At 58.2% G+C, this 17,460-nt stretch carries 27 protein-coding genes; 7 read left to right on the forward strand and 20 right to left on the reverse strand.

Features of this window, described 5'->3' with window-relative positions:
* Positions 1 to 53: 53 nt before the first annotated feature.
* The 4 genes from AC097N_RS15670 to AC097N_RS15685 all read left to right on the forward strand — a co-directional run bounded on the left by AC097N_RS15670 (position 54) and on the right by AC097N_RS15685 (position 3,669).
* Positions 54 to 926 carry a LysR substrate-binding domain-containing protein gene (locus tag AC097N_RS15670; protein ID WP_479582562.1) on the forward strand — a complete coding sequence of 291 codons (873 nt, stop codon included), beginning with the start codon at positions 54 to 56 and terminating at the stop codon, positions 924 to 926.
* A gap of 162 nt (positions 927 to 1,088) precedes the next feature.
* The gene (locus AC097N_RS15675; protein ID WP_479582564.1) at positions 1,089 to 2,591 is read left to right on the forward strand and encodes an FAD-linked oxidase C-terminal domain-containing protein; all 1,503 of its coding nucleotides are present in this window, start codon (positions 1,089 to 1,091) and stop codon (positions 2,589 to 2,591) included.
* A gap of 12 nt (positions 2,592 to 2,603) precedes the next feature.
* Entirely contained in the window at positions 2,604 to 2,951 is a 348-nt protein-coding gene (locus tag AC097N_RS15680) for a CidA/LrgA family protein (RefSeq protein ID WP_479582566.1), read from the forward strand.
* Positions 2,944 to 3,669, forward strand: a complete 726-nt coding sequence (locus AC097N_RS15685; RefSeq protein ID WP_479582568.1) for an LrgB family protein — start codon at positions 2,944 to 2,946, stop codon at positions 3,667 to 3,669. Before AC097N_RS15680 ends, AC097N_RS15685 begins: the two co-directional genes overlap by 8 nt.
* A gap of 2 nt (positions 3,670 to 3,671) precedes the next feature.
* On the opposite strand, the gene ptsP is transcribed toward AC097N_RS15685, so the two are convergent.
* From ptsP to AC097N_RS15715, 6 genes are read right to left on the reverse strand one after another with little or no spacing between them, the layout of a single operon-like run.
* Positions 3,672 to 5,447 (reverse strand): phosphoenolpyruvate--protein phosphotransferase, encoded by a 1,776-nt coding sequence (gene ptsP / locus AC097N_RS15690; RefSeq protein ID WP_479582570.1) that lies wholly within the window; start codon positions 5,445 to 5,447, stop codon positions 3,672 to 3,674.
* Positions 5,444 to 5,713 (reverse strand): HPr family phosphocarrier protein, encoded by a 270-nt coding sequence (locus AC097N_RS15695; RefSeq protein WP_479582572.1) that lies wholly within the window; start codon positions 5,711 to 5,713, stop codon positions 5,444 to 5,446. Before AC097N_RS15695 ends, ptsP begins: the two co-directional genes overlap by 4 nt.
* A complete protein-coding gene (locus tag AC097N_RS15700; RefSeq protein WP_479582574.1) occupies positions 5,682 to 6,128 on the reverse strand; it encodes a PTS sugar transporter subunit IIA in 447 nt (148 codons plus the stop codon). The genes AC097N_RS15695 and AC097N_RS15700 overlap by 32 nt, the downstream gene beginning before the upstream one ends.
* Entirely contained in the window at positions 6,125 to 7,360 is a 1,236-nt protein-coding gene (locus AC097N_RS15705) for an MFS transporter (RefSeq protein WP_479582576.1), read from the reverse strand. The genes AC097N_RS15700 and AC097N_RS15705 overlap by 4 nt, the downstream gene beginning before the upstream one ends.
* The gene (locus AC097N_RS15710; protein WP_479582578.1) at positions 7,357 to 7,878 is read right to left on the reverse strand and encodes a hypothetical protein; all 522 of its coding nucleotides are present in this window, start codon (positions 7,876 to 7,878) and stop codon (positions 7,357 to 7,359) included. The genes AC097N_RS15705 and AC097N_RS15710 overlap by 4 nt, the downstream gene beginning before the upstream one ends.
* Before the next feature lie 26 nt (positions 7,879 to 7,904).
* Positions 7,905 to 8,609, reverse strand: a complete 705-nt coding sequence (locus AC097N_RS15715) for a DUF4197 domain-containing protein (protein ID WP_479582580.1) — start codon at positions 8,607 to 8,609, stop codon at positions 7,905 to 7,907.
* A gap of 15 nt (positions 8,610 to 8,624) precedes the next feature.
* On the opposite strand from AC097N_RS15715, the gene AC097N_RS15720 reads away from it, so the two are divergent.
* Entirely contained in the window at positions 8,625 to 9,122 is a 498-nt protein-coding gene (locus tag AC097N_RS15720) for a TlpA disulfide reductase family protein (RefSeq protein WP_479582582.1), read from the forward strand.
* A gap of 33 nt (positions 9,123 to 9,155) precedes the next feature.
* On the opposite strand, the gene AC097N_RS15725 is transcribed toward AC097N_RS15720, so the two are convergent.
* A complete protein-coding gene (locus tag AC097N_RS15725; protein ID WP_479582583.1) occupies positions 9,156 to 9,608 on the reverse strand; it encodes a c-type cytochrome in 453 nt (150 codons plus the stop codon).
* A 191-nt stretch (positions 9,609 to 9,799) separates the two neighbouring features.
* On the opposite strand from AC097N_RS15725, the gene AC097N_RS15730 reads away from it, so the two are divergent.
* Together AC097N_RS15730 and AC097N_RS15735 are read left to right on the forward strand one after the other, a co-directional pair.
* Positions 9,800 to 10,465 (forward strand): cytochrome b/b6 domain-containing protein, encoded by a 666-nt coding sequence (locus AC097N_RS15730; protein ID WP_479582585.1) that lies wholly within the window; start codon positions 9,800 to 9,802, stop codon positions 10,463 to 10,465.
* A 59-nt stretch (positions 10,466 to 10,524) separates the two neighbouring features.
* Positions 10,525 to 11,013, forward strand: coding sequence for a GNAT family N-acetyltransferase (locus tag AC097N_RS15735; RefSeq protein ID WP_479582611.1), 489 nt, complete (start codon positions 10,525 to 10,527; stop codon positions 11,011 to 11,013).
* A 48-nt stretch (positions 11,014 to 11,061) separates the two neighbouring features.
* On the opposite strand, the gene AC097N_RS15740 is transcribed toward AC097N_RS15735, so the two are convergent.
* From AC097N_RS15740 to AC097N_RS15800, 13 genes are all read right to left on the reverse strand, one after another.
* A complete protein-coding gene (locus tag AC097N_RS15740) occupies positions 11,062 to 11,568 on the reverse strand; it encodes a redoxin family protein (RefSeq protein ID WP_479582586.1) in 507 nt (168 codons plus the stop codon).
* 96 nt (positions 11,569 to 11,664) lie between these two features.
* Positions 11,665 to 11,934, reverse strand: coding sequence for a 30S ribosomal protein S17 (gene rpsQ, locus AC097N_RS15745; protein WP_479582588.1), 270 nt, complete (start codon positions 11,932 to 11,934; stop codon positions 11,665 to 11,667).
* 10 nt (positions 11,935 to 11,944) lie between these two features.
* On the reverse strand, positions 11,945 to 12,151 hold the full coding sequence (gene rpmC / locus AC097N_RS15750) for a 50S ribosomal protein L29 (RefSeq protein WP_479582590.1): 207 nt from the start codon (positions 12,149 to 12,151) through the stop codon (positions 11,945 to 11,947).
* Between the two features lie 15 nt (positions 12,152 to 12,166).
* The gene (gene rplP, locus AC097N_RS15755) at positions 12,167 to 12,583 is read right to left on the reverse strand and encodes a 50S ribosomal protein L16 (protein ID WP_011466051.1); all 417 of its coding nucleotides are present in this window, start codon (positions 12,581 to 12,583) and stop codon (positions 12,167 to 12,169) included.
* Between the two features lie 2 nt (positions 12,584 to 12,585).
* The gene (gene rpsC / locus AC097N_RS15760) at positions 12,586 to 13,473 is read right to left on the reverse strand and encodes a 30S ribosomal protein S3 (protein ID WP_479582592.1); all 888 of its coding nucleotides are present in this window, start codon (positions 13,471 to 13,473) and stop codon (positions 12,586 to 12,588) included.
* A 16-nt stretch (positions 13,474 to 13,489) separates the two neighbouring features.
* Positions 13,490 to 13,819 carry a 50S ribosomal protein L22 gene (gene rplV, locus AC097N_RS15765; protein ID WP_296446714.1) on the reverse strand — a complete coding sequence of 110 codons (330 nt, stop codon included), beginning with the start codon at positions 13,817 to 13,819 and terminating at the stop codon, positions 13,490 to 13,492.
* A 10-nt stretch (positions 13,820 to 13,829) separates the two neighbouring features.
* Positions 13,830 to 14,108: a 30S ribosomal protein S19 gene (gene rpsS, locus AC097N_RS15770; protein WP_011466054.1), complete on the reverse strand. Its 279-nt coding sequence runs from the start codon at positions 14,106 to 14,108 to the stop codon at positions 13,830 to 13,832.
* Positions 14,109 to 14,119: 11 nt separating this feature from the next.
* Positions 14,120 to 14,944 carry a 50S ribosomal protein L2 gene (gene rplB, locus AC097N_RS15775; RefSeq protein ID WP_479582596.1) on the reverse strand — a complete coding sequence of 275 codons (825 nt, stop codon included), beginning with the start codon at positions 14,942 to 14,944 and terminating at the stop codon, positions 14,120 to 14,122.
* A 2-nt stretch (positions 14,945 to 14,946) separates the two neighbouring features.
* Complete coding sequence (gene rplW / locus AC097N_RS15780; RefSeq protein ID WP_479582598.1) at positions 14,947 to 15,273, reverse strand: 50S ribosomal protein L23; 327 nt, start codon at positions 15,271 to 15,273, stop codon at positions 14,947 to 14,949.
* Positions 15,270 to 15,890 (reverse strand): 50S ribosomal protein L4, encoded by a 621-nt coding sequence (rplD, locus tag AC097N_RS15785; protein WP_479582600.1) that lies wholly within the window; start codon positions 15,888 to 15,890, stop codon positions 15,270 to 15,272. Before rplD ends, rplW begins: the two co-directional genes overlap by 4 nt.
* Positions 15,890 to 16,573 (reverse strand): 50S ribosomal protein L3, encoded by a 684-nt coding sequence (gene rplC, locus AC097N_RS15790; protein WP_479582613.1) that lies wholly within the window; start codon positions 16,571 to 16,573, stop codon positions 15,890 to 15,892. The genes rplD and rplC overlap by 1 nt, the downstream gene beginning before the upstream one ends.
* A 208-nt stretch (positions 16,574 to 16,781) precedes the next feature.
* The gene (rpsJ, locus tag AC097N_RS15795; RefSeq protein ID WP_028250951.1) at positions 16,782 to 17,096 is read right to left on the reverse strand and encodes a 30S ribosomal protein S10; all 315 of its coding nucleotides are present in this window, start codon (positions 17,094 to 17,096) and stop codon (positions 16,782 to 16,784) included.
* Positions 17,097 to 17,120: 24 nt separating this feature from the next.
* Positions 17,121 to 17,460: EF-Tu C-terminal domain-related protein (locus AC097N_RS15800; protein WP_479582607.1), on the reverse strand; the 340-nt coding region annotated here is incomplete at its 5' end.

Here is a 17,460-nt window from a genome sequence, read left to right on the forward strand (position 1 = left end):
TGGCCGGAATTGTACCCAGCGCCTCCCGGCCCCCGCAGTGGGACAATGCCCCCATGACTGCTGCCCGCATCCCCCCGATTCAATGCCTGTTGACTTTTGAGGCGCTGGCCCGCCTGCGCAGCGTGACGCAGACGTCCGAAGAACTGTGCGTGACGCCCAGCGCCGTGAGCCACCGCGTGAAACAACTGGAGCAGATCATCGGCACCAAGCTGTTCGGCCGGGCTGATTTTTCGCTCACCACCGAGGGCACCGAGTACCTCGCCCACGTGCGTGAAGGGCTCGCCATGCTGGAGAAGTTTCCCAGCTCGGCCTCGGCACCGGGCAAACGCAAGCTGCGCCTGGCGGTGACGCCCACCTTTGCGCGCTCCATCCTGCTGCCGCGCCTGCGCCAGTTCACCGAGGCCTATCCCGAGATTGACCTGACCCTGCAAGTCTCCATCCCCTTGCTGGACGTGGTCGCCGAGGATGCCGACCTGATGATCCGCTTTGGCGCCGGTCGTTATGCCGACGTGGAGCACGTGTGCCTGATCAAGGACGAGGTCACGCCCATGGCCTCACCTGCCTACGTGCGCGAACACGGCCCGTTTGTGGCGCCGGAAGACCTGGAAGGCGAGAGCTTTCTGCGCAGCCCGCTGGAGCCCTGGCGCACCTGGTTTGCCGCCAACCACCTGGACTGGCCGGAACCCGTGGAGGGCTCGCAGTTCAACGACATCGGTCTGCTGTGCGATGGCGCCGCCGCCGACATGGGCGTGGCCCTGGTGCGCCTGAAGTTGGGCGCGCCCTGGCTGGAACATGGCTCGCTGGTGCGCCTGTATGAGCGCAACGTGCCCAGTCCGCACGCGCATTACCTGTGCTGGCGTACCGGCATGATGGACCGCTGGGAGTGCGCCGCGTTTGCGGAATGGCTGAAGAAGAGCGTGGCCTGAGTTTTTATATGAAATCAGGCTGTAGCCCAGGTGGAACTTGCACAAGCAGCTATTAAATAGATAGCAACTTGTTTTCACGTTTGTTTGCAAAAATCCTCACGCCCGCCGCCCCGACTTCGCCCTACAGTGGAGCCTGTAATTGAATGGACGCGTGAACCCACCATGAATGCCCCCCTCTCCCCTTCCCAGCGCGACATGCTACAAAGAACAGAGCGCCAGGCGCAGATCGTGCGCGGGCTGGAGGCGCTTTTGCCTTCACACGCGCTGATCTGGAACAAGGAAGACACCACGCCGTATGAGTGTGACGGGCTGACCGCCTACCGCGAGCGCCCGCTGGTGGTGGCCCTGCCGGAAACCGAAGACCAGGTCCGCGCCGTGCTGCGGGTCTGCCATGCGCTGGAGGTGCCGGTGGTGGCCCGCGGCGCCGGCACCGGCCTGTCGGGCGGCGCCATGCCGCACCGCCTGGGCGTCACGCTGTCACTGGCCAAGTTCAACCAGATCCTCAACATCAACCCGCTCAGCCGCACGGCGGTGGTGCAATGCGGCGTGCGCAACCTGGCCATCAGCGAAGCCGTGTCGCGCCACGGCCTGTATTACGCGCCCGACCCCTCCAGCCAGATTGCCTGCACCATCGGTGGCAACGTGGCCGAGAACTCGGGCGGCGTGCACTGCCTGAAATACGGCCTCACCTTGCACAACATCGTCAAGATCAAGGGCTTCACGATGGAAGGCGAAGCCGTCGAATTTGGCTCGGACGCGCTGGACACGCCCGGCTTTGACCTGATGAGCATCGTCATCGGCTCCGAGGGCATGCTGGCGATTGCCACCGAAGTCACCGTCAAACTGATCCCCAAACCGCAACTGGCGCGCTGCATCATGGCCAGCTTTGACGACATCCGCCGCGCCGGTGATGCGGTGGCGGCCGTCATTGCCGCGGGCATCATTCCAGCCGGGCTGGAGATGATGGACAAGCCCATGACCGCCGCCGTGGAAGACTACGTGCATGCGGGCTACGACCTGAATGCCGAAGCCATTTTGCTGTGCGAGAGTGACGGCACGCCCGAAGAGGTGGAAGAAGAAATCGGCCGCATGAGCGCCGTGCTGAGCGCGCGCGGCGCCACCGCCATTGCGGTCAGCAAGGACGAAGCCGAGCGCCTGCGGTTCTGGAGCGGGCGCAAAAATGCCTTTCCCGCCAGCGGACGCATCAGCCCGGACTACATGTGCATGGACTCGACCATTCCGCGCAAACGCCTGGCCGATATCCTGCTGGCGATCCAGGAGATGGAGAAAAAGTACCAGCTGCGCTGCGCCAACGTCTTCCACGCCGGCGACGGCAACCTGCACCCGCTCATTCTGTTTGATGCCAACGACCCCGACCAGCTGCACCGCTGCGAACTGTTTGGTGCCGACATTCTGGAGACCAGCGTCGCCATGGGCGGCACCGTGACCGGTGAACATGGCGTGGGCGTGGAAAAACTCAACTCCATGTGTGTGCAGTTTTCGGCTGAAGAAAACGAGCAGATGTTTGGCGTCAAGCGCGCCTTTGACGCCAAGGGCCTGCTCAACCCCGGCAAGGTCATTCCCACGCTCAACCGCTGCGCCGAGTACGGCAAGATGCTGGTGCGCGGCGGGCAGATCAAGCACCCGGACCTGCCGCGCTTCTAGGCGCCACACGCCATGATTGCCCTGCGTGGCCTGGCCTGGCTTCTGGCGCTGCAATCCCTCGGCGAACTGCTGGCGCGCGGCCTCTCGCTGCCTTTTCCCGGCCCGGTGGTGGGCATGCTCTTACTGCTGTTGGCCCTGCGCTGGCCACCCGTGCGCGAGCCGGTGGCGGCCTGCGCCAACTTTCTGCTGTCCCACCTCTCCCTGTTGTTTGTACCGGTGGGCGTGGGCGTCATGACCCACTTGGGACTGGTGGGGCAATATGGCGTGCGCATGCTGATCGTGGTGGTGTTGTCCACCTGGGCAGGGCTGGTGGTGACGGCGCTGGTCTTGCACGGGCTTCGGGAGAAAACCGATGCCTAAGTTCGTCGAACTCTGGATTTACCTGTCGGCCACGCCCCTGTTTGGCTTGACGGCCACGCTGGTGGTTTATGTGCTGGCGCAAGCCGCCTACGCCCGCCTGCAACAGGCGCCGTGGGCCAACCCGGTGTTGTGGACTGTCGTCACAATTGCCAGCGTGTTGCTGGCCACCGGGGTGAGTTACCCCACGTATTTTGCGGGCGCGCAGTTCATCCACTTTCTGCTCGGCCCCGCAGTCGTGGCGCTAGCCTGGCCGCTGTGGGAGCGTCGCGCCGAGTTGCGCAAACGCTGGCGGGTGCTGCTGCTGGCCGCGCTGGCGGGCGGCACGGCGGCCAGTGGTTCCGCGTTGGCCCTGGGCTGGGCAGTGGGCTTGCCTCTGGATGTCGTGTTGTCGCTGGCGCCCAAATCGGTCACGGCCCCCGTTGCCATGGGCATTGCCGACAAGATTGGCGGCATCCCCGCGCTGGCTGCGGTGTTTGCCGTGGTCACCGGCATGGTCGGGGCGTTGAGCGGCAAATACCTGTTTGATGCGCTGGAAATTCCGACCAACCCCGCGGGCTGGATGGCGCGAGGCTTTGCACTGGGTACGGCCGCACACGGCATTGGCGCGGCACGCGCCCTGCAGGTCAATGCCGATGCGGGCGCCTACGCCGGGTTGGCGCTGGGCCTGCAGGTGCTGTTGGCCTCGCTGCTGATTCCGCTGGCGTTCCGGCTGTTTTAAACTCAGTGTTTGGTGAGCCGCAAACCGGGTTCGTCGTCGGCCATGATCTCTTCGGCCCAGACCTCCAGTTTGCCCGCATCGGCTCGCAGCACCTCTTGTTTAACGGCCAGAATTTGCGCGGGATGCATTGAAAAACTGCGCAAACCCAAGCCCAGCAACAAGCGGGTCAGGGTGGTATCCCCCGCCATCTCGCCGCACACACTGACGTGTTTGCCCTGCGCCCGACACTCGGCAATGGTGCCCGCCACCAGCCGCAACACGGCGGGGTGCAAGGGGTCGTACAAATGCGCGACCGACTCGTCAGCGCGGTCAATGGCCAGGGTGTACTGGATCAGGTCGTTGGTGCCGATGGACAGGAAGTCAAAGTACTTCAAGAATACCTTGAGCGTCAACGCCGCCGCAGGAATTTCGATCATGGCGCCGATCTTGACCGGGCCATAGGCCACGCCGCGGTTGTCCAGCTGCACCCGGGCATGGTCAATCAGGGCCATGGTCTGGCGGATCTCGCTGGCGTGCACCAGCATGGGAATCAGCAGGTTCGCCTGGCCGTGGGCCGCAGCGCGCAGGATGGCGCGCAACTGCGTCAGAAACATGGCGGGGTCGGCCAGGCTCCAGCGGATGGCGCGCAGACCCAGCGCCGGGTTCAGGTGGGCCTCGTCCTTGAGCGAGTTGTCCAGCGGTTTGTCTGCCCCCACGTCCACCGTGCGAATCGTCACCGGCAGGCCCTGCATGCCTTCGATAGCGCGTTTGTAGGCCTGGTACTGCTCTTCTTCGTTGGGCAGCTTGCCCTGGCGCCCCATGAAGAGAAACTCGCTACGGAACAGGCCCACACCCACCGCACCGGCCTTGAGGGCGCTCAACGCATCCTCCGGCATCTCGATATTGGCCAGCAGTTCAATCTTCTGGTTGTCCAGCGTGACCGCGGGCGTGTTGCGCAGGCGTGACAGGCGGCCGCGCTCCAACTCACCCTGGCGCTGCTTGAAACCGTATTCCGCCAGGATGATGGGCGACGGGTCGACCACCACCACACCGGCGTCCCCGTCCACAATGACCCAGTCGTCCTGGCGCACCAGCTGGCTGCTCAGGCGCGCGCCGACCACGGCCGGAATGTCCAGGCTGCGGGCGACGATGGCGGTGTGCGAAGTCTTGCCGCCCACGTCGGTGATGAAACCCGCGAACACGCTTTGCTTGAATTGCAGCATATCGGAGGGCGACAGGTCGTGCGCGATCAGAATCAGGGGCACGTCCACGGTATCGTCCAGCAACAGGTCTTGCTGGGATTTGTTGCGTACGCCGCGGTTGTGGGTCTGCACCACGGGCGAGGAGATGCCTTTCATGGCAAGCAGCACCTTTTCGGTGATCTGCTCCAGGTCAGCCTTGCGCTCGCGCAGGTACTCGTCTTCCATTTCGTCAAACTGGCGGGCGATCACTTCGAGTTGCGTCGTCAAGGCCCATTCGGCGTTGTAGAGGCGCTCGGTAATCCAGTGTTTGACGCCGCCGACCAATTCTTCGTCGTTCAGGAGCATCAAGTGCACATCCAGCAGCGCCGTCAGCTCCTGTGGCGCCTCTTTGGGGCCCATGTGAACAATGCTGGCCTGCAGACGCTGGATTTCCTCCACCACCGCATCGCGCCCCGCGCGCACCCGTTCGATCTCGGCCCCCACCTGCGAGGCCTCAATGAAATAGTGCGCAACATCCACGCGGCTGGACGCAACCAGCACCGCACGCCCAATGGCAATGCCGCGGGCAACCGCCAGACCGTGGATGGAAAAGGTCACTCACCTTCTCCAAATTTATCCGTCACCAGGGCCAGCAGGGCGTCCATGGCTTCCTGCTCGCGCTCGCCGTGGGTCTCGATGTCCACATTCGTGCCCATGCCAGCCGCCAGCATCATGACGCCCATGATGCTCTTGGCGTTAACGCGCCGCTCACCCTTGGCCATCCAGACCTCGCATGGAAAACTGCCCGCCAGTTTGGTCAATTTGGCCGACGCACGCGCGTGCAGGCCGAGCTTATTGTTGATGGTCGTGGTTGTTTTGATCATTTTTCTTTCTTACCTGGTTCTGGGGCGCCGTCACGGCCACCTGCATCACGCCCTGCGTGCCACCGGCCAGGGCCCGCGCGATCAGCGCATCCAGCGACTCCCGCCGGTAGGTCACGGCACGCAGCAGCATGGGCAGGTTGATGCCGGCGATCAATTTCGAGTTCACACCGTCGACGAGTTTTTGGGCCACATTGCATGGGGTCGCCCCAAACATGTCGGTCAACACCAGCGTCTGCGGGGTGTTGAGCAAGGACAGCGCCATGCGTGCACCGGCCAATGTTTCTTCAGGGGGCACATTGGGCTGCACGTCAAACGCAGCCACGCCTTCGGCGCCGTCCGGAAATACGTGCAACACGCATTGGCGCAAGGCATGGGCCAAGGGTGCATGGGCGATGATGAGGATGCCGTTGTTCATGTAGCTTCATTATGGCTTTTCGCCATCAAAAAATAGGCATAGGCGGCCATGGAGCACAGCAAAAACACACTCATCGCGGCCTGGAAGGCCTGTATTTCGCCCAAGCCCAGGGCCTTGAATCCATCCACACCCAGCCCAATGCCCCATTGCACGGCAAACACGCCTGCAAAAATCATCAGGTTGTACGCCGACAACGCGCGGCCTGCAAGGGCGGGGGCAAAGGCCATGCCCACGGCCGGCTGCGCCAGTGAGACAAAGGTACAACTCACACAATATAAGGCCCATAGGGCTGCAGACCAGGTAGACAGCGCGGGGCCAGCTATGATAATAATAGCAAGAAAAACAAAGCTGGCCGGCAGGCCACGTGCAATCAAATGCTCCGCGTGCCATCCTCTGCGGGCCAGTGACGGGGTGACCATGCCCCAGGCCCAAAAGGTGACCAGCATCGCTACATTGATCCAGAACAATCCGCTGGCCGCCTGCAGCGGGCTGTAGCCCGCCACCTTGATCATCCAGGGCGAGGCCCACAGCGTCTGCATGGCGACCAACCCGCCATAACAAAAAACCCCCATGGGGGCCATTTTGCGGAAATAGGGGTGCCGCCAGACCTCCGCGTAACTGGCCTTGGCCTGCCCCGCGTCATTGGCATCTTGTGACGCCAGACGCCACGTCGGTACCTGCCAGGCGATCAGCAGCATGGACAGCAGCACCAGGGCGGCCAAGCCCACAAACAGCATGCGCCAGCCGACCAGCGGCATCAGCCATTGCACCGGCAGGGTGGAGGCCACCATGCCCAGCGAGCCGGTCATCAGCATCCACGAGTTGGCGCGCATCTGGGTGGAGGCTTCGAACCAGCGGCGGTAACCGGTCAAGGGCGCCATCAAACAGGCGCTGACGCCCACACCACACAAAATACGGGCAGCTAGCAGGCCGGCAAAACTCGTGGCCCGTGAAAATGCGAAACAACCCAGCACCGCCACCGTCAGAAACCCGAGGATGACTTTTTTCGGTCCGTGCCGGTCCAGCCAGGTGCCCAGCGGCAACTGGGTTGCGGCAAAGCCCAGAAAGTAGCCACCGGCCAGCAAACCCAGGTCACGCGCATTGAGCGCAAACTCTTGCGTCAAGGTGGGTGACAGCGTGGCGGTGATGGCACGGATCAGCGCCGAGAAAAAGTAGGCGAAGGCAAATGCCAGAAAAACGGCAACCGCCTTGCGCGGAGAAAGCAGGCTCATTGAATCCGCAGACCTGCGAAATAGGTGTCCGCCTCAGCCGGGCTTGCGCCCTCGCCATACACCGTGGCCTGAAAAACCTGGGAGCCCACGGCAAACCAGACGGCCTGCACGGCGACGGCAGAGCCGTTGGGGCGGGTGCCCCGCGCATCGACCTGCAACGATTGAAGCAAGACATCCGCCCCCTTCAGAAGGAACGGTCGCGCCTGAGTGGGCTGAGAGCGGATATTGCCCAGGGTGATGGATTTCCAGGCCTCCAGCGCCTTGCCTGCCAAGGCCCCGTCCTTCACATCGGCATAGGCCAGGGAGAAGGTAGAACCACCGGCATCACACCCCAGCATCGTCATCTTCACCGCTTGACCGGCCAACAAGACCTCGCGCTGATTTTGATCTGGTTTGCAGGGAAACAGTGCGACCACTGGCGTTTGCTCGGTGCGGACGTCGCGCCAGTTGAAGGTGGGACTGCAGCCGCTGAAAAGAAAAATGCCGCACATCCATGCGGTGTAACGGAAATAAGGCATGGGTCGACTATACGGACCAAACCCCCTCAATTCAGGGCACCAAAGACCTTTTTCAGGACCGCACTCCCGGTGCCAATGGGGTCCTGGCGAATTTTCTTCTCTTCTTCCCCAATCATCAGGTACAGACCATCCAGGGACTTGCCGGTCACGTGTTGCTGAATGTTCGCGTCTTCCTGTCTGACCAGCCCCATGCCCGCCGCCTTGCCAGCCACCTGGTTGTACTTTTCCGCCAGGCCCACCTTTTCAATGGCCTGGGTGACGACTGGCAAAAACTTGACGCTGAGCGGTGCCCGTGTCTTGTCGGCAAAAAAACGGGTGACCGAGGTTTCACCGCCGGCCAGTATATTTTTGGCGTCGGTCACGTTCATCGACTTGACCGCGCCGAGCAACAGGTCCTTGGCCATCGGCACGGCGGCTTCGGCCGCGCGGTTCATGGCGGTCACCAGCTCGTCAATGCGGGCGCCCTGACCAAAGGTTCGAAGCAGTTTGGACGCATCTTCCAAAAAACCGGGCAAAGGAATGCGAACTTTTTCGTTCCCGAGGAATCCATCTGTTCTACCGAGCGTACTGATGGCAGCGATGGCGCCTTTCTCCAGCGCCGTCTTGAGGCCTTTGGAGGCTTCGGCATTGGTCAGATCGCCCAAGGACAAGGCATGTGCCTGCGTTTGGGCCAGCAGAATCACGGCCGACAACAAAGGCACGGAGATGGAATTAAACTGTCGACGATCCATGGACACACCTATTAAATGAAACGAAGTCTGTATCTTGCCGTATTCGCCGCGGTCTTGGCCATTGGGGCGGGTGTCTACCTGAACTCTGGTGCATCAACAGCACCCCAGTCGACTTTTGTCATGCTGGACGGATCCAACAAGGTCACTTCGCAACTCAAAGGCAAAGTGACCTTGGTGAACTTCTGGGCCACCAGTTGCGTCACCTGCGTCGCCGAGATGCCCAAAGTGGTCTCAACCTACGAGAAATACAAAACCCAGGGCTTCGACACCATTGCCGTCGCAATGAGCTACGACCCCCCAAGTTATGTCGTCAATTTTGCACAAAGCCGAAAACTGCCTTTTGATGTCGCCATCGACAACACCGGCGCGGTTGCCAAAGCCTGGGGCGATGTACAACTGACGCCGACCACGTACCTGGTCAACAAACGCGGTGACATCGTCAAACGCTACGTCGGTGAACCGGACTTCGCCGAGCTGCACCGGCTGATCGAAAAGCTGCTGGCGGAGGCCTGACCGGTCCCGTTGCCTGGCCTGGTGCCGACCCTCTTACTCTTTACGGAAAGCGTCGTGGCAGGTCTTGCAACTGCCCCCGGTGGCATTCACCGCCGCCTTGATACTGTCCAGGTTGCCTGTTTTAGCCGCAGCCACCAGCTTGCCCATTTCCTGCTGCAGGTTATTCGAGTACTCTTTGAACTTGGCCGCTTCTTTCCATATTTCGGGCTTGGCCCGGGTGTCACCCCTGTCAGTGCCATCAACATAGGCAGGCCAGGGCAGCCTGGACATGAACTCGGCAACGGCCGCGCTTTCTGCCGCCACCGTGGCATCAAACGGAATGCGCCCTCCCGCCATGCCCGCCACGCGGCCAAAGTTTTGCTGCATCACGAACATCACGCTTTTTCGATATTTGATGGCGTCTTCCGCTTTGGCAAACTGGGCCGCCGCGGGCACTGACAGCGCAACGGTTGAAAACGCAAGAATGAAAGGTACAATTTTTTTCATGATGTCTCCGGTGGTATTGATGAGCAAAAACCCAAGGTCAGAGCGAGTTTTCGCGGCGGAAGTTCTGTGAAATTCAACTCATCAGGGAAACTGCGCATCGCGGCCTTCCGGCGCCGTATTGCTTCCACGCGATGTCAGCCGTGCTGCCAAGAAGCAGGTATCTGCCCTCGACGGCGCTTGAAAGGATAGCCATGACAACGACCGTCAGAGTGTGGGATCTCCCCACACGCGCCTTCCATTGGGCCCTTGTCCTGTGCCTGCTGGCCCTGATCACCACAGGTCAGATCGGCGGCGAAGCGATGGTCTGGCATTTCCGGTTTGGCTACGCCATGCTGTGCTTGTTGTTGTTTCGACTTGTCTGGGGCATCGTAGGCGGCCATTGGTCCCGCTTCGCCTCCTTCATCTATTCACCCAGCGCCATCGTGGCCTACATCAAAGGGACTTCAAGAGCTGAACACTCAGTGGGGCACACCCCTTTGGGAGCAGGGTCGGTTTTTGCCATGCTGGGGTTCTTGCTTATTCAAGTCGCGACCGGTTTGATCAGTGACGACGAAATTGCCAATGCGGGTCCGTTCAGCCGGTGGGTCTCCAACGCGGTGGTCCACGGCGCCACTTTTTATCACAAGGATATCGGCAAGTTGATCGTGATCGGCCTGGTTCTCCTGCACATGGGGGCGATCCTTTTCTACTGGATCAAAAAACACGACAACCTGGTGCGCCCCATGATTCTTGGAGACAAGCAACTTCCGTGTGAGGCCCAAAGCTCACGCGACGATACCCGCTCCCGCCTGTTGGGCCTGCTGATCTTGATCGGCTGTGGCGCTTTGGTAGCCTGGTTGGTCAGCCTGGCTGCTTGAATAGCTGTTATTTGTCCGCAAAAAACCGTGTTTTTTCACCCCCCATGACCACACCCCCCATGACCACACCGTCCATCCACCTGCTGGCGCCCAGCACACCGGCTGAACTTCATGCGTCACGAGAGATATTCCGCGAATATGCGAAGAGTCTCAACATTGACTTGTGTTTTCAAAATTTCGAGTCCGAACTCCGCGAACTACCGGGTGACTACCACGAGCCCCGTGGCGCATTGAGACTAGCCTACGTTGACGGGGAACTGGCGGGGTGTTGCGCCCTTAGACCCCTGGATACAGTGGACTATCCTAACGCCAGTGAAATGAAAAGGCTGTTTGTACGCCCGCGCTTCCGACGATTTGGACTGGGTCGCCAACTGGCTGAAGCCATCATGGATTACGCACGCCAAGCCGACTACGACTGCGTTTTATTGGACACACTTGACACCATGGAAAGTGCCCGCGTCCTCTACCAGGAACTCGGATTTGAAGAAATCCCCCCCTACTACCACAACCCCATTGAAGGGGCTCACTACCTCAAGGCTGAACTGTAAACGACACCCCGGACGCTCCTGGGTGCCGTTTACTGATCAAAGATCGGCTCAGGCCTTGGCTTGAGCAAGCAGTGTCTCCGCGTCACTCACCGCAAACTCACCAGGTCCTTCGTTATTGAGGGATACCACCTTGCCATCTTTAACCAGCATGGAATAGCGGTTGCTACGCAAACCGAGACCCTTACCCGTCAGGTCCAGCGTCAGACCAGTCGCCTTGGTGAAGGCGGCATCGCCGTCTGCCAACATGCGTACTTTACCGTCCGTCTTTTGATCACGCGCCCACGCGCCCATGACAAATGCATCATTCACGCTGACACACCAGATCTCGTCGACACCCGCGCTTTTCAATTCAGCAAACTTGCTGATATAGCCCGGCACATGTTTGGCCGAGCAGGTGGGCGTGAATGCGCCAGGCAGAGCAAACAAGGCGATGGTTTTACCGGCCGTGGCTTTGGCCACATCCACCGGATTGGGGCCGAGACTACAACCGCCGCCCTCGACTTCCATGTATTCCATCAAGGTCGTTGCGGGAAGACTGTCACCTACTTTGATCATTAAATGCTCCTGAAATTACGAGTTCGATTTCACAAATGAAAACGGCTCACATTGTGAGCCGTTTTCGACAATCCTGCAGTTTAAAACTGCATGGACTTAGACCGCAGCAGCCTTTTGCACCAAGCGGGTAGCTACCCAATTCTTGGTTTTGGAAATTGGCCGGCTTTCCACGATTTCAATCATGTCGCCCACCTTGTACTCGCCCTTTTCATCATGGGCGTGGTATTTGCTGGACTTGCCAACGATTTTTCCGTACAGCTCATGCTTGACGCGGCGTTCAATCAGGACCGTTACAGTCTTGGCACGCTTGTCGCTGACCACCTTGCCAATCAAGGTGCGCTTGAGGGATTTTTTAGCTTCCGTCATTTATCGCTCCTTATTTGGCGGATTTTTCAGCGCTTTGCTTCTCGACAAGAATAGTCTTGGCGCGAGCAATATCGCGGCGCGTAGAGCGCAGCGTAGCGGTGTTATTGAGTTGTTGAGTGGCCTTCTGCATGCGCAGACCAAAGTGGGCTTTTTGGAGCTCTTTGACCTCAGTTTGCAAACCAGCGACGTCTTTTTGGCGTAGTTCAGTAGTTTTCATATCATGTTCTCCTGATTACTGGCCGATCATGCGAGCCACAAAAGTGGTGCGCAAAGGCAGTTTGGCGGCTGCCAAACGAAACGCTTCACGAGCCAACTCTTCTGGAACACCCACGATTTCAAAAACGATCTTGCCGGGCTGAATTTCAGCCACGTAGTACTCGGGGTTTCCCTTACCGTTACCCATACGCACTTCAGCAGGCTTTTGGGAAATCGGCTTGTCAGGAAACACACGAATCCAGATACGGCCGCCACGCTTCACGTGACGGGAAATCGCACGACGTGCGGCTTCGATCTGACGTGCAGTCAAACGACCACGGTCAATACATTTCAGACCGAAATCACCAAACGCGACCGAGCTACCTCGGGTCGCGATACCGGTGTTACGGCCCTTTTGCTCTTTGCGGTACTTGCGACGAGCGGGTTGCAACATAGTTATTCTCCTTTTCCGTCAGCTGCTGCAGCTGGCGCGGCTACCTTGCGGACGCGCTGAACGGTGGGTTTCTTAGCATCAGCCCCAGTGGCCTCTGCGGGTTTGTCACTGCCATCGGCAGGCGCAGTGTTGCCACCCATTGGCGGACGACGCGCACCGCGAGGAGCGGGACGATCGGAACCAGGACGGGCATCACGGCGAGGGCCACGTGGACGACGGTCATCTTCAGCACGAGGCTCAACAACGGCGGGCAGATCGTTACGACCCAACGTGTCACCCTTGTAAACCCAAACCTTGACACCAATGATGCCGTAGGTTGTTTTAGCTTCCGAAGTACCGTAATCGATGTCGGCACGCAAGGTGTGAAGTGGCACGCGACCTTCGCGATACCACTCACAACGGGCGATCTCGATACCGTTCAAACGGCCAGACGACATGATCTTGATGCCGAGGGCACCCAAACGCATGGCATTTTGCATGGCGCGCTTCATGGCACGACGGAACATGATCCGTTTTTCGAGCTGCTGCGTGATGCTGTCAGCGATCAGCTTCGCATCGATTTCAGGCTTGCGCACTTCTTCGATGTTCACTGCCACCGGCACGCCAAGCTGGCGTGACAGTTCGCGCTTCAAGTTTTCGATGTCTTCGCCTTTTTTGCCGATCACAACCCCCGGACGAGCCGAGAAAATCGTGATACGGGCATTCTTGGCAGGACGCTCGATGAGAACTCGCGACACTGACGCGTTTTTCAGTTTGGCCTTCAGGTACTCGCGCACCTTGATGTCTTCAGCCAGCATGCCCGCGAAATCACGGTCATTGGCGTACCAGCGTGATGCCCAATTGCGGCTGATCGACAAGCGAAAGCCGGTTGGGTGGATTTTTTGTCCCATATCTTCCTGGCCTCTTTCAGTTACCAACCGTCACGTACACATGGCACGTGGGTTTTCTGATTTGGTTGCCACGACCTTTTGCGCGGGCCGTGAAGCGCTTGAGCGAAGCACCTTGCTCAACGAAGATGGTTTTAACCTTCAATTCGTCGATGTCGGCACCGTCGTTATGCTCAGCATTGGCAATGGCGGACTCCAGAACCTTCTTGATGATCACAGCAGCTTTTTTCTGCGTGAACTGCAAAATGTTCAAGGCTTGGTCCACTTTCTTGCCGCGGATAAGATCCGCGACCAATCGGCCTTTATCGACCGACAAACGAACGCCACGAAGGGTTGCACGTGTTTCCATGGTCACCTCCTTATTTTTTTTGGACTTTTTTGTCCGCAGGATGGCCCTTGAAAGTACGGGTGAGAGCAAACTCACCTAACTTGTGGCCAACCATTTGATCGGTGATATAGACCGGCACGTGCTGTTTGCCGTTGTGCACCGCGATGGTCAAGCCGATGAAATCGGGCAAAACCATTGAGCGACGCGACCAGGTCTTAATCGGCTTTTTGTCTTTGGTTGCAACAGCCTTATCGGCTTTTGCGACCAAGTGATGGTCAACAAACGGACCTTTTTTGAGAGAACGAGTCATTTACCTACCCCTTACTTCTTGCGACGCGACACGATCATGACCTGCGTGCGCTTGTTGTTACGGGTACGGTAACCCTTGGTCAGATTACCCCAAGGATCGACTGGATGACGGCCTTCTCCGGTCTTGCCTTCGCCACCGCCATGTGGGTGATCCACAGGATTCATAACCACACCGCGAACGGTCGGACGAATACCCTTCCAGCGCTTCGCGCCAGCTTTGCCCAGACGGCGCAAGCTGTGCTCTTCGTTGGCCACTTGACCAAGAGTTGCACGGCATTCAATGTGGATCTTGCGAACCTCACCTGAGCGCATACGAACCTGGGCGTAGATGCCTTCGCGCGCCAGCAAGGTCGCAGATGTACCGGCTGAACGCACGATTTGAGCGCCTTTACCGATTTGCAACTCAATGCAGTGCACGATGGAACCCACCGGAATATTGCGAATGGGCAATGTGTTACCAACACGAATTGGCGCTTCTGCACCACTCATGATAGATGCACCGACCTCAAGACCACGAGGAGCAATGATGTAGCGACGCTCACCGTCGGCATAACACACCAAGGCGATGTGCGCTGAACGGTTGGGATCGTACTCAATGCGCTCCACTTTCGCGGGGATGCCATCCTTCGTACGAAGGAAGTCAACCACACGGTAATGATGCTTGTGACCACCACCTTTGTGGCGCGTCGTGATGTGACCATTGTTATTGCGGCCAGCATGCTGGAACTGAGGTTCCAACAAGGGTGCAAAGGGCTCACCCTTGTACAAGTGGTCACGCGACACCTTCACCATGCCACGACGGCCTGGTGAGGTTGGTTTCATTTTAATGACAGCCATGATTACGCAGCCTCCCCGCCGAGGTTCAGCTCTTGACCAGGCTTCAGCGTGACGTAGGCTTTGCGAATGTTATCGCGACGGCCGACAGACTTGCCAAAACGTTTGGTTTTGCCCTTGGTGTTCACCACAGAGACGCCTTTAACCTCAACCTTGAACATCAATTCCACAGCGGCCTTGATCTCATATTTGGTAGCATCCTGCAGCACTTTGAAAGTGACTGCATTGCTCTTTTCCGCGACCATGGTTGCCTTTTCAGACACGATGGGAGCGACGAGCACTTGCATCAGACGACCTTCGTCAAACTTAGTCAGATTAGGACCGTGGCTCATGCGAACATCTCCTGGAGTTTTTCCATCGCGGCCTTGGTGACGAGCACCTTGCGGTAGTGAACCAGAGATACTGGATCAGCATAACGCGGCTCAACAACCAAAATATTCACCAAATTGCGGGAAGCCAAGTACAGGTTTTCGTCGACTTCGTCAGCGATCACCAACACGGATTCCAGATTCATGGCTTTGAACTTGGCTGCCAATGGTTTGGTTTTGGGAGAGTCCACTTTCATGGAGTCAACCACTGCCAAACGGCCTTCACGAGCGAGTTGCGACAAGATCGATGCCATGCCAGCACGGTACATCTTCTTGTTGATCTTCTGCGTAAAATTCTCGTCAGGCATATTCGGAAAAATCCGACCGCCGCCGCGCCACAGAGGCGAGGAAGTCATACCAGCACGTGCACGACCCGTACCTTTTTGTTTAAAAGGCTTCTTGGTCGAGTGCTTGACCTGCTCACGGTCTTTCTGGGCCCGGGTGCCTTGACGGGCATTGGCCTGGAAAGCAACCACAATCTGGTGAACCAGATCTTCGTTATAAGCACGACCAAACACAGTCTCGGCGACTTCAACTTTTGAAGTGGCCAAACCTTGTTCATTCAGGAGTTCGAGCTGCATCAGTTCGCTCCCTTCGCATCATTTTTTGCTTTAACTTTGACTGCCGGGCGAACGGTCACAAAACCGCCGGCCGAACCTGGGATAGCACCCTTGATCATGAGGAGCTGACGAGCTTCGTCAACACGGATCACGTCGAGGTTTTGCGTTGTCACAGTGTCGTCACCCAAATGACCCGTCATGCGTTTACCAGGAAACACGCGACCAGGATCTTGAGCCATACCAATAGAACCAGGAACGTTGTGCGAACGGCTATTGCCGTGCGATGCACGCTGCGAGCTCATATGGTGACGTTTGATCGTTCCAGCAAAACCTTTACCGATGGTGGTACCTTGCACATCGACCTTTTGGCCAACAGCAAATACAGACGTCACAGGCACAGTTGCACCCGCTTTGTACTGAGAAGCCACATCTGCGGTTAAGCGGAATTCTTGAATGATTTCACCGGCTTCAACACCTGCCTTGGCAAGGTGTCCAGCGGCTGGCTTTGTGACGCGCGAAGCTTTGCGCGCACCAAATGTCACCTGCAAGGCAACATAGCCGTCATTCTCTTGGGTTTTCACCTGGGTCACACGGTTGTTAGACACATCTATCACCGTGACAGGGATTGCATCCCCCTCATCGGTGAATAGGCGCATCATGCCTACCTTGCGCCCCAGCAACCCTAAGCGATTGCTAAGACTCATTTTTTTCTCCGTAACTTTCATCGCTGCAACTTCAATTGGCTGCACCGTTTTGACATGAAAGACTGTTAATAAAACTCCACCGAAAATGCGCGAGCAAATCCGGCGAAGCCTGCGAGTATAGCTCGGTCTTGTTTTTCATGCAAGACCCCACTTCACTCAATCAAGCAATGAAACCAGCGTACTTGACGCTGACCTCAACACTCAATGATTACTGCAGTTTGATTTCGACGTCAACACCAGCTGGCAGATCAAGCTTCATCAATGCATCAACTGTTTTGTCAGTTGGATCAACAATGTCCATCAAACGCTGGTGTGTACGGATTTCGAACTGATCACGACTTGTCTTGTTCACGTGAGGTGAACGCAGAATGTCGAAACGTTTCATGCGGGTTGGCAAGGGCACGGGGCCCTTGACAATCGCGCCAGTGCGCTTGGCGGTATCCACAATTTCAGCGGCCGATTGGTCGATGAGTTTGTAGTCAAAGGCCTTCAGGCGAATACGGATTTTTTGTTTGGTAGCCATGGTAATTCCTTTGGTATTTGCGAATTACGCAATGATTTTGGCAACCACACCAGCACCCACCGTCTTGCCACCTTCACGGATGGCGAAACGCAGACCTTCTTCCATGGCGATCGGGTTGATCAACTTGACCGTGATCGACACGTTGTCACCCGGCATCACCATCTCTTTGCCTTCTGGCAACTCGATCGCACCGGTCACATCCGTGGTACGGAAGTAAAACTGGGGACGGTAGTTGTTGAAGAACGGTGTGTGGCGTCCGCCCTCATCCTTGGACAAGACATAGATCTCGCCCGAGAAGTGGGTGTGAGGCTTGATGGAGCCGGGCTTGCACAGCACTTGGCCGCGCTGCACGTCTTCACGCTTG

Source organism: Rhodoferax sp. LS1R11 (genome assembly GCF_056521395.1).

What these genes read in the sequence shown, in the direction of transcription:
- AC097N_RS15670 (WP_479582562.1), top strand. Translation starts at nt 54, where the DNA reads ATGACTGCTGCCCGCATCCCCCCGATTCAATGCCTGTTGACTTTTGAG.
- AC097N_RS15675 (WP_479582564.1), top strand. Translation starts at nt 1,089, where the DNA reads ATGAATGCCCCCCTCTCCCCTTCCCAGCGCGACATGCTACAAAGAACA.
- AC097N_RS15680 (WP_479582566.1), top strand. Translation starts at nt 2,604, where the DNA reads ATGATTGCCCTGCGTGGCCTGGCCTGGCTTCTGGCGCTGCAATCCCTC.
- AC097N_RS15685 (WP_479582568.1), top strand. Translation starts at nt 2,944, where the DNA reads ATGCCTAAGTTCGTCGAACTCTGGATTTACCTGTCGGCCACGCCCCTG.
- AC097N_RS15695 (WP_479582572.1), bottom strand. Translation starts at nt 5,713, where the DNA reads ATGATCAAAACAACCACGACCATCAACAATAAGCTCGGCCTGCACGCG.
- AC097N_RS15700 (WP_479582574.1), bottom strand. Translation starts at nt 6,128, where the DNA reads ATGAACAACGGCATCCTCATCATCGCCCATGCACCCTTGGCCCATGCC.
- AC097N_RS15705 (WP_479582576.1), bottom strand. Translation starts at nt 7,360, where the DNA reads ATGAGCCTGCTTTCTCCGCGCAAGGCGGTTGCCGTTTTTCTGGCATTT.
- AC097N_RS15710 (WP_479582578.1), bottom strand. Translation starts at nt 7,878, where the DNA reads ATGCCTTATTTCCGTTACACCGCATGGATGTGCGGCATTTTTCTTTTC.
- AC097N_RS15715 (WP_479582580.1), bottom strand. Translation starts at nt 8,609, where the DNA reads ATGGATCGTCGACAGTTTAATTCCATCTCCGTGCCTTTGTTGTCGGCC.
- AC097N_RS15720 (WP_479582582.1), top strand. Translation starts at nt 8,625, where the DNA reads ATGAAACGAAGTCTGTATCTTGCCGTATTCGCCGCGGTCTTGGCCATT.
- AC097N_RS15725 (WP_479582583.1), bottom strand. Translation starts at nt 9,608, where the DNA reads ATGAAAAAAATTGTACCTTTCATTCTTGCGTTTTCAACCGTTGCGCTG.
- AC097N_RS15730 (WP_479582585.1), top strand. Translation starts at nt 9,800, where the DNA reads ATGACAACGACCGTCAGAGTGTGGGATCTCCCCACACGCGCCTTCCAT.
- AC097N_RS15735 (WP_479582611.1), top strand. Translation starts at nt 10,525, where the DNA reads ATGACCACACCGTCCATCCACCTGCTGGCGCCCAGCACACCGGCTGAA.
- AC097N_RS15740 (WP_479582586.1), bottom strand. Translation starts at nt 11,568, where the DNA reads ATGATCAAAGTAGGTGACAGTCTTCCCGCAACGACCTTGATGGAATAC.
- rpsQ (WP_479582588.1), bottom strand. Translation starts at nt 11,934, where the DNA reads ATGACGGAAGCTAAAAAATCCCTCAAGCGCACCTTGATTGGCAAGGTG.
- rpmC (WP_479582590.1), bottom strand. Translation starts at nt 12,151, where the DNA reads ATGAAAACTACTGAACTACGCCAAAAAGACGTCGCTGGTTTGCAAACT.
- rplP (WP_011466051.1), bottom strand. Translation starts at nt 12,583, where the DNA reads ATGTTGCAACCCGCTCGTCGCAAGTACCGCAAAGAGCAAAAGGGCCGT.
- rpsC (WP_479582592.1), bottom strand. Translation starts at nt 13,473, where the DNA reads ATGGGACAAAAAATCCACCCAACCGGCTTTCGCTTGTCGATCAGCCGC.
- rplV (WP_296446714.1), bottom strand. Translation starts at nt 13,819, where the DNA reads ATGGAAACACGTGCAACCCTTCGTGGCGTTCGTTTGTCGGTCGATAAA.
- rpsS (WP_011466054.1), bottom strand. Translation starts at nt 14,108, where the DNA reads ATGACTCGTTCTCTCAAAAAAGGTCCGTTTGTTGACCATCACTTGGTC.
- rplB (WP_479582596.1), bottom strand. Translation starts at nt 14,944, where the DNA reads ATGGCTGTCATTAAAATGAAACCAACCTCACCAGGCCGTCGTGGCATG.
- rplW (WP_479582598.1), bottom strand. Translation starts at nt 15,273, where the DNA reads ATGAGCCACGGTCCTAATCTGACTAAGTTTGACGAAGGTCGTCTGATG.
- rplD (WP_479582600.1), bottom strand. Translation starts at nt 15,890, where the DNA reads ATGCAGCTCGAACTCCTGAATGAACAAGGTTTGGCCACTTCAAAAGTT.
- rplC (WP_479582613.1), bottom strand. Translation starts at nt 16,573, where the DNA reads ATGAGTCTTAGCAATCGCTTAGGGTTGCTGGGGCGCAAGGTAGGCATG.
- rpsJ (WP_028250951.1), bottom strand. Translation starts at nt 17,096, where the DNA reads ATGGCTACCAAACAAAAAATCCGTATTCGCCTGAAGGCCTTTGACTAC.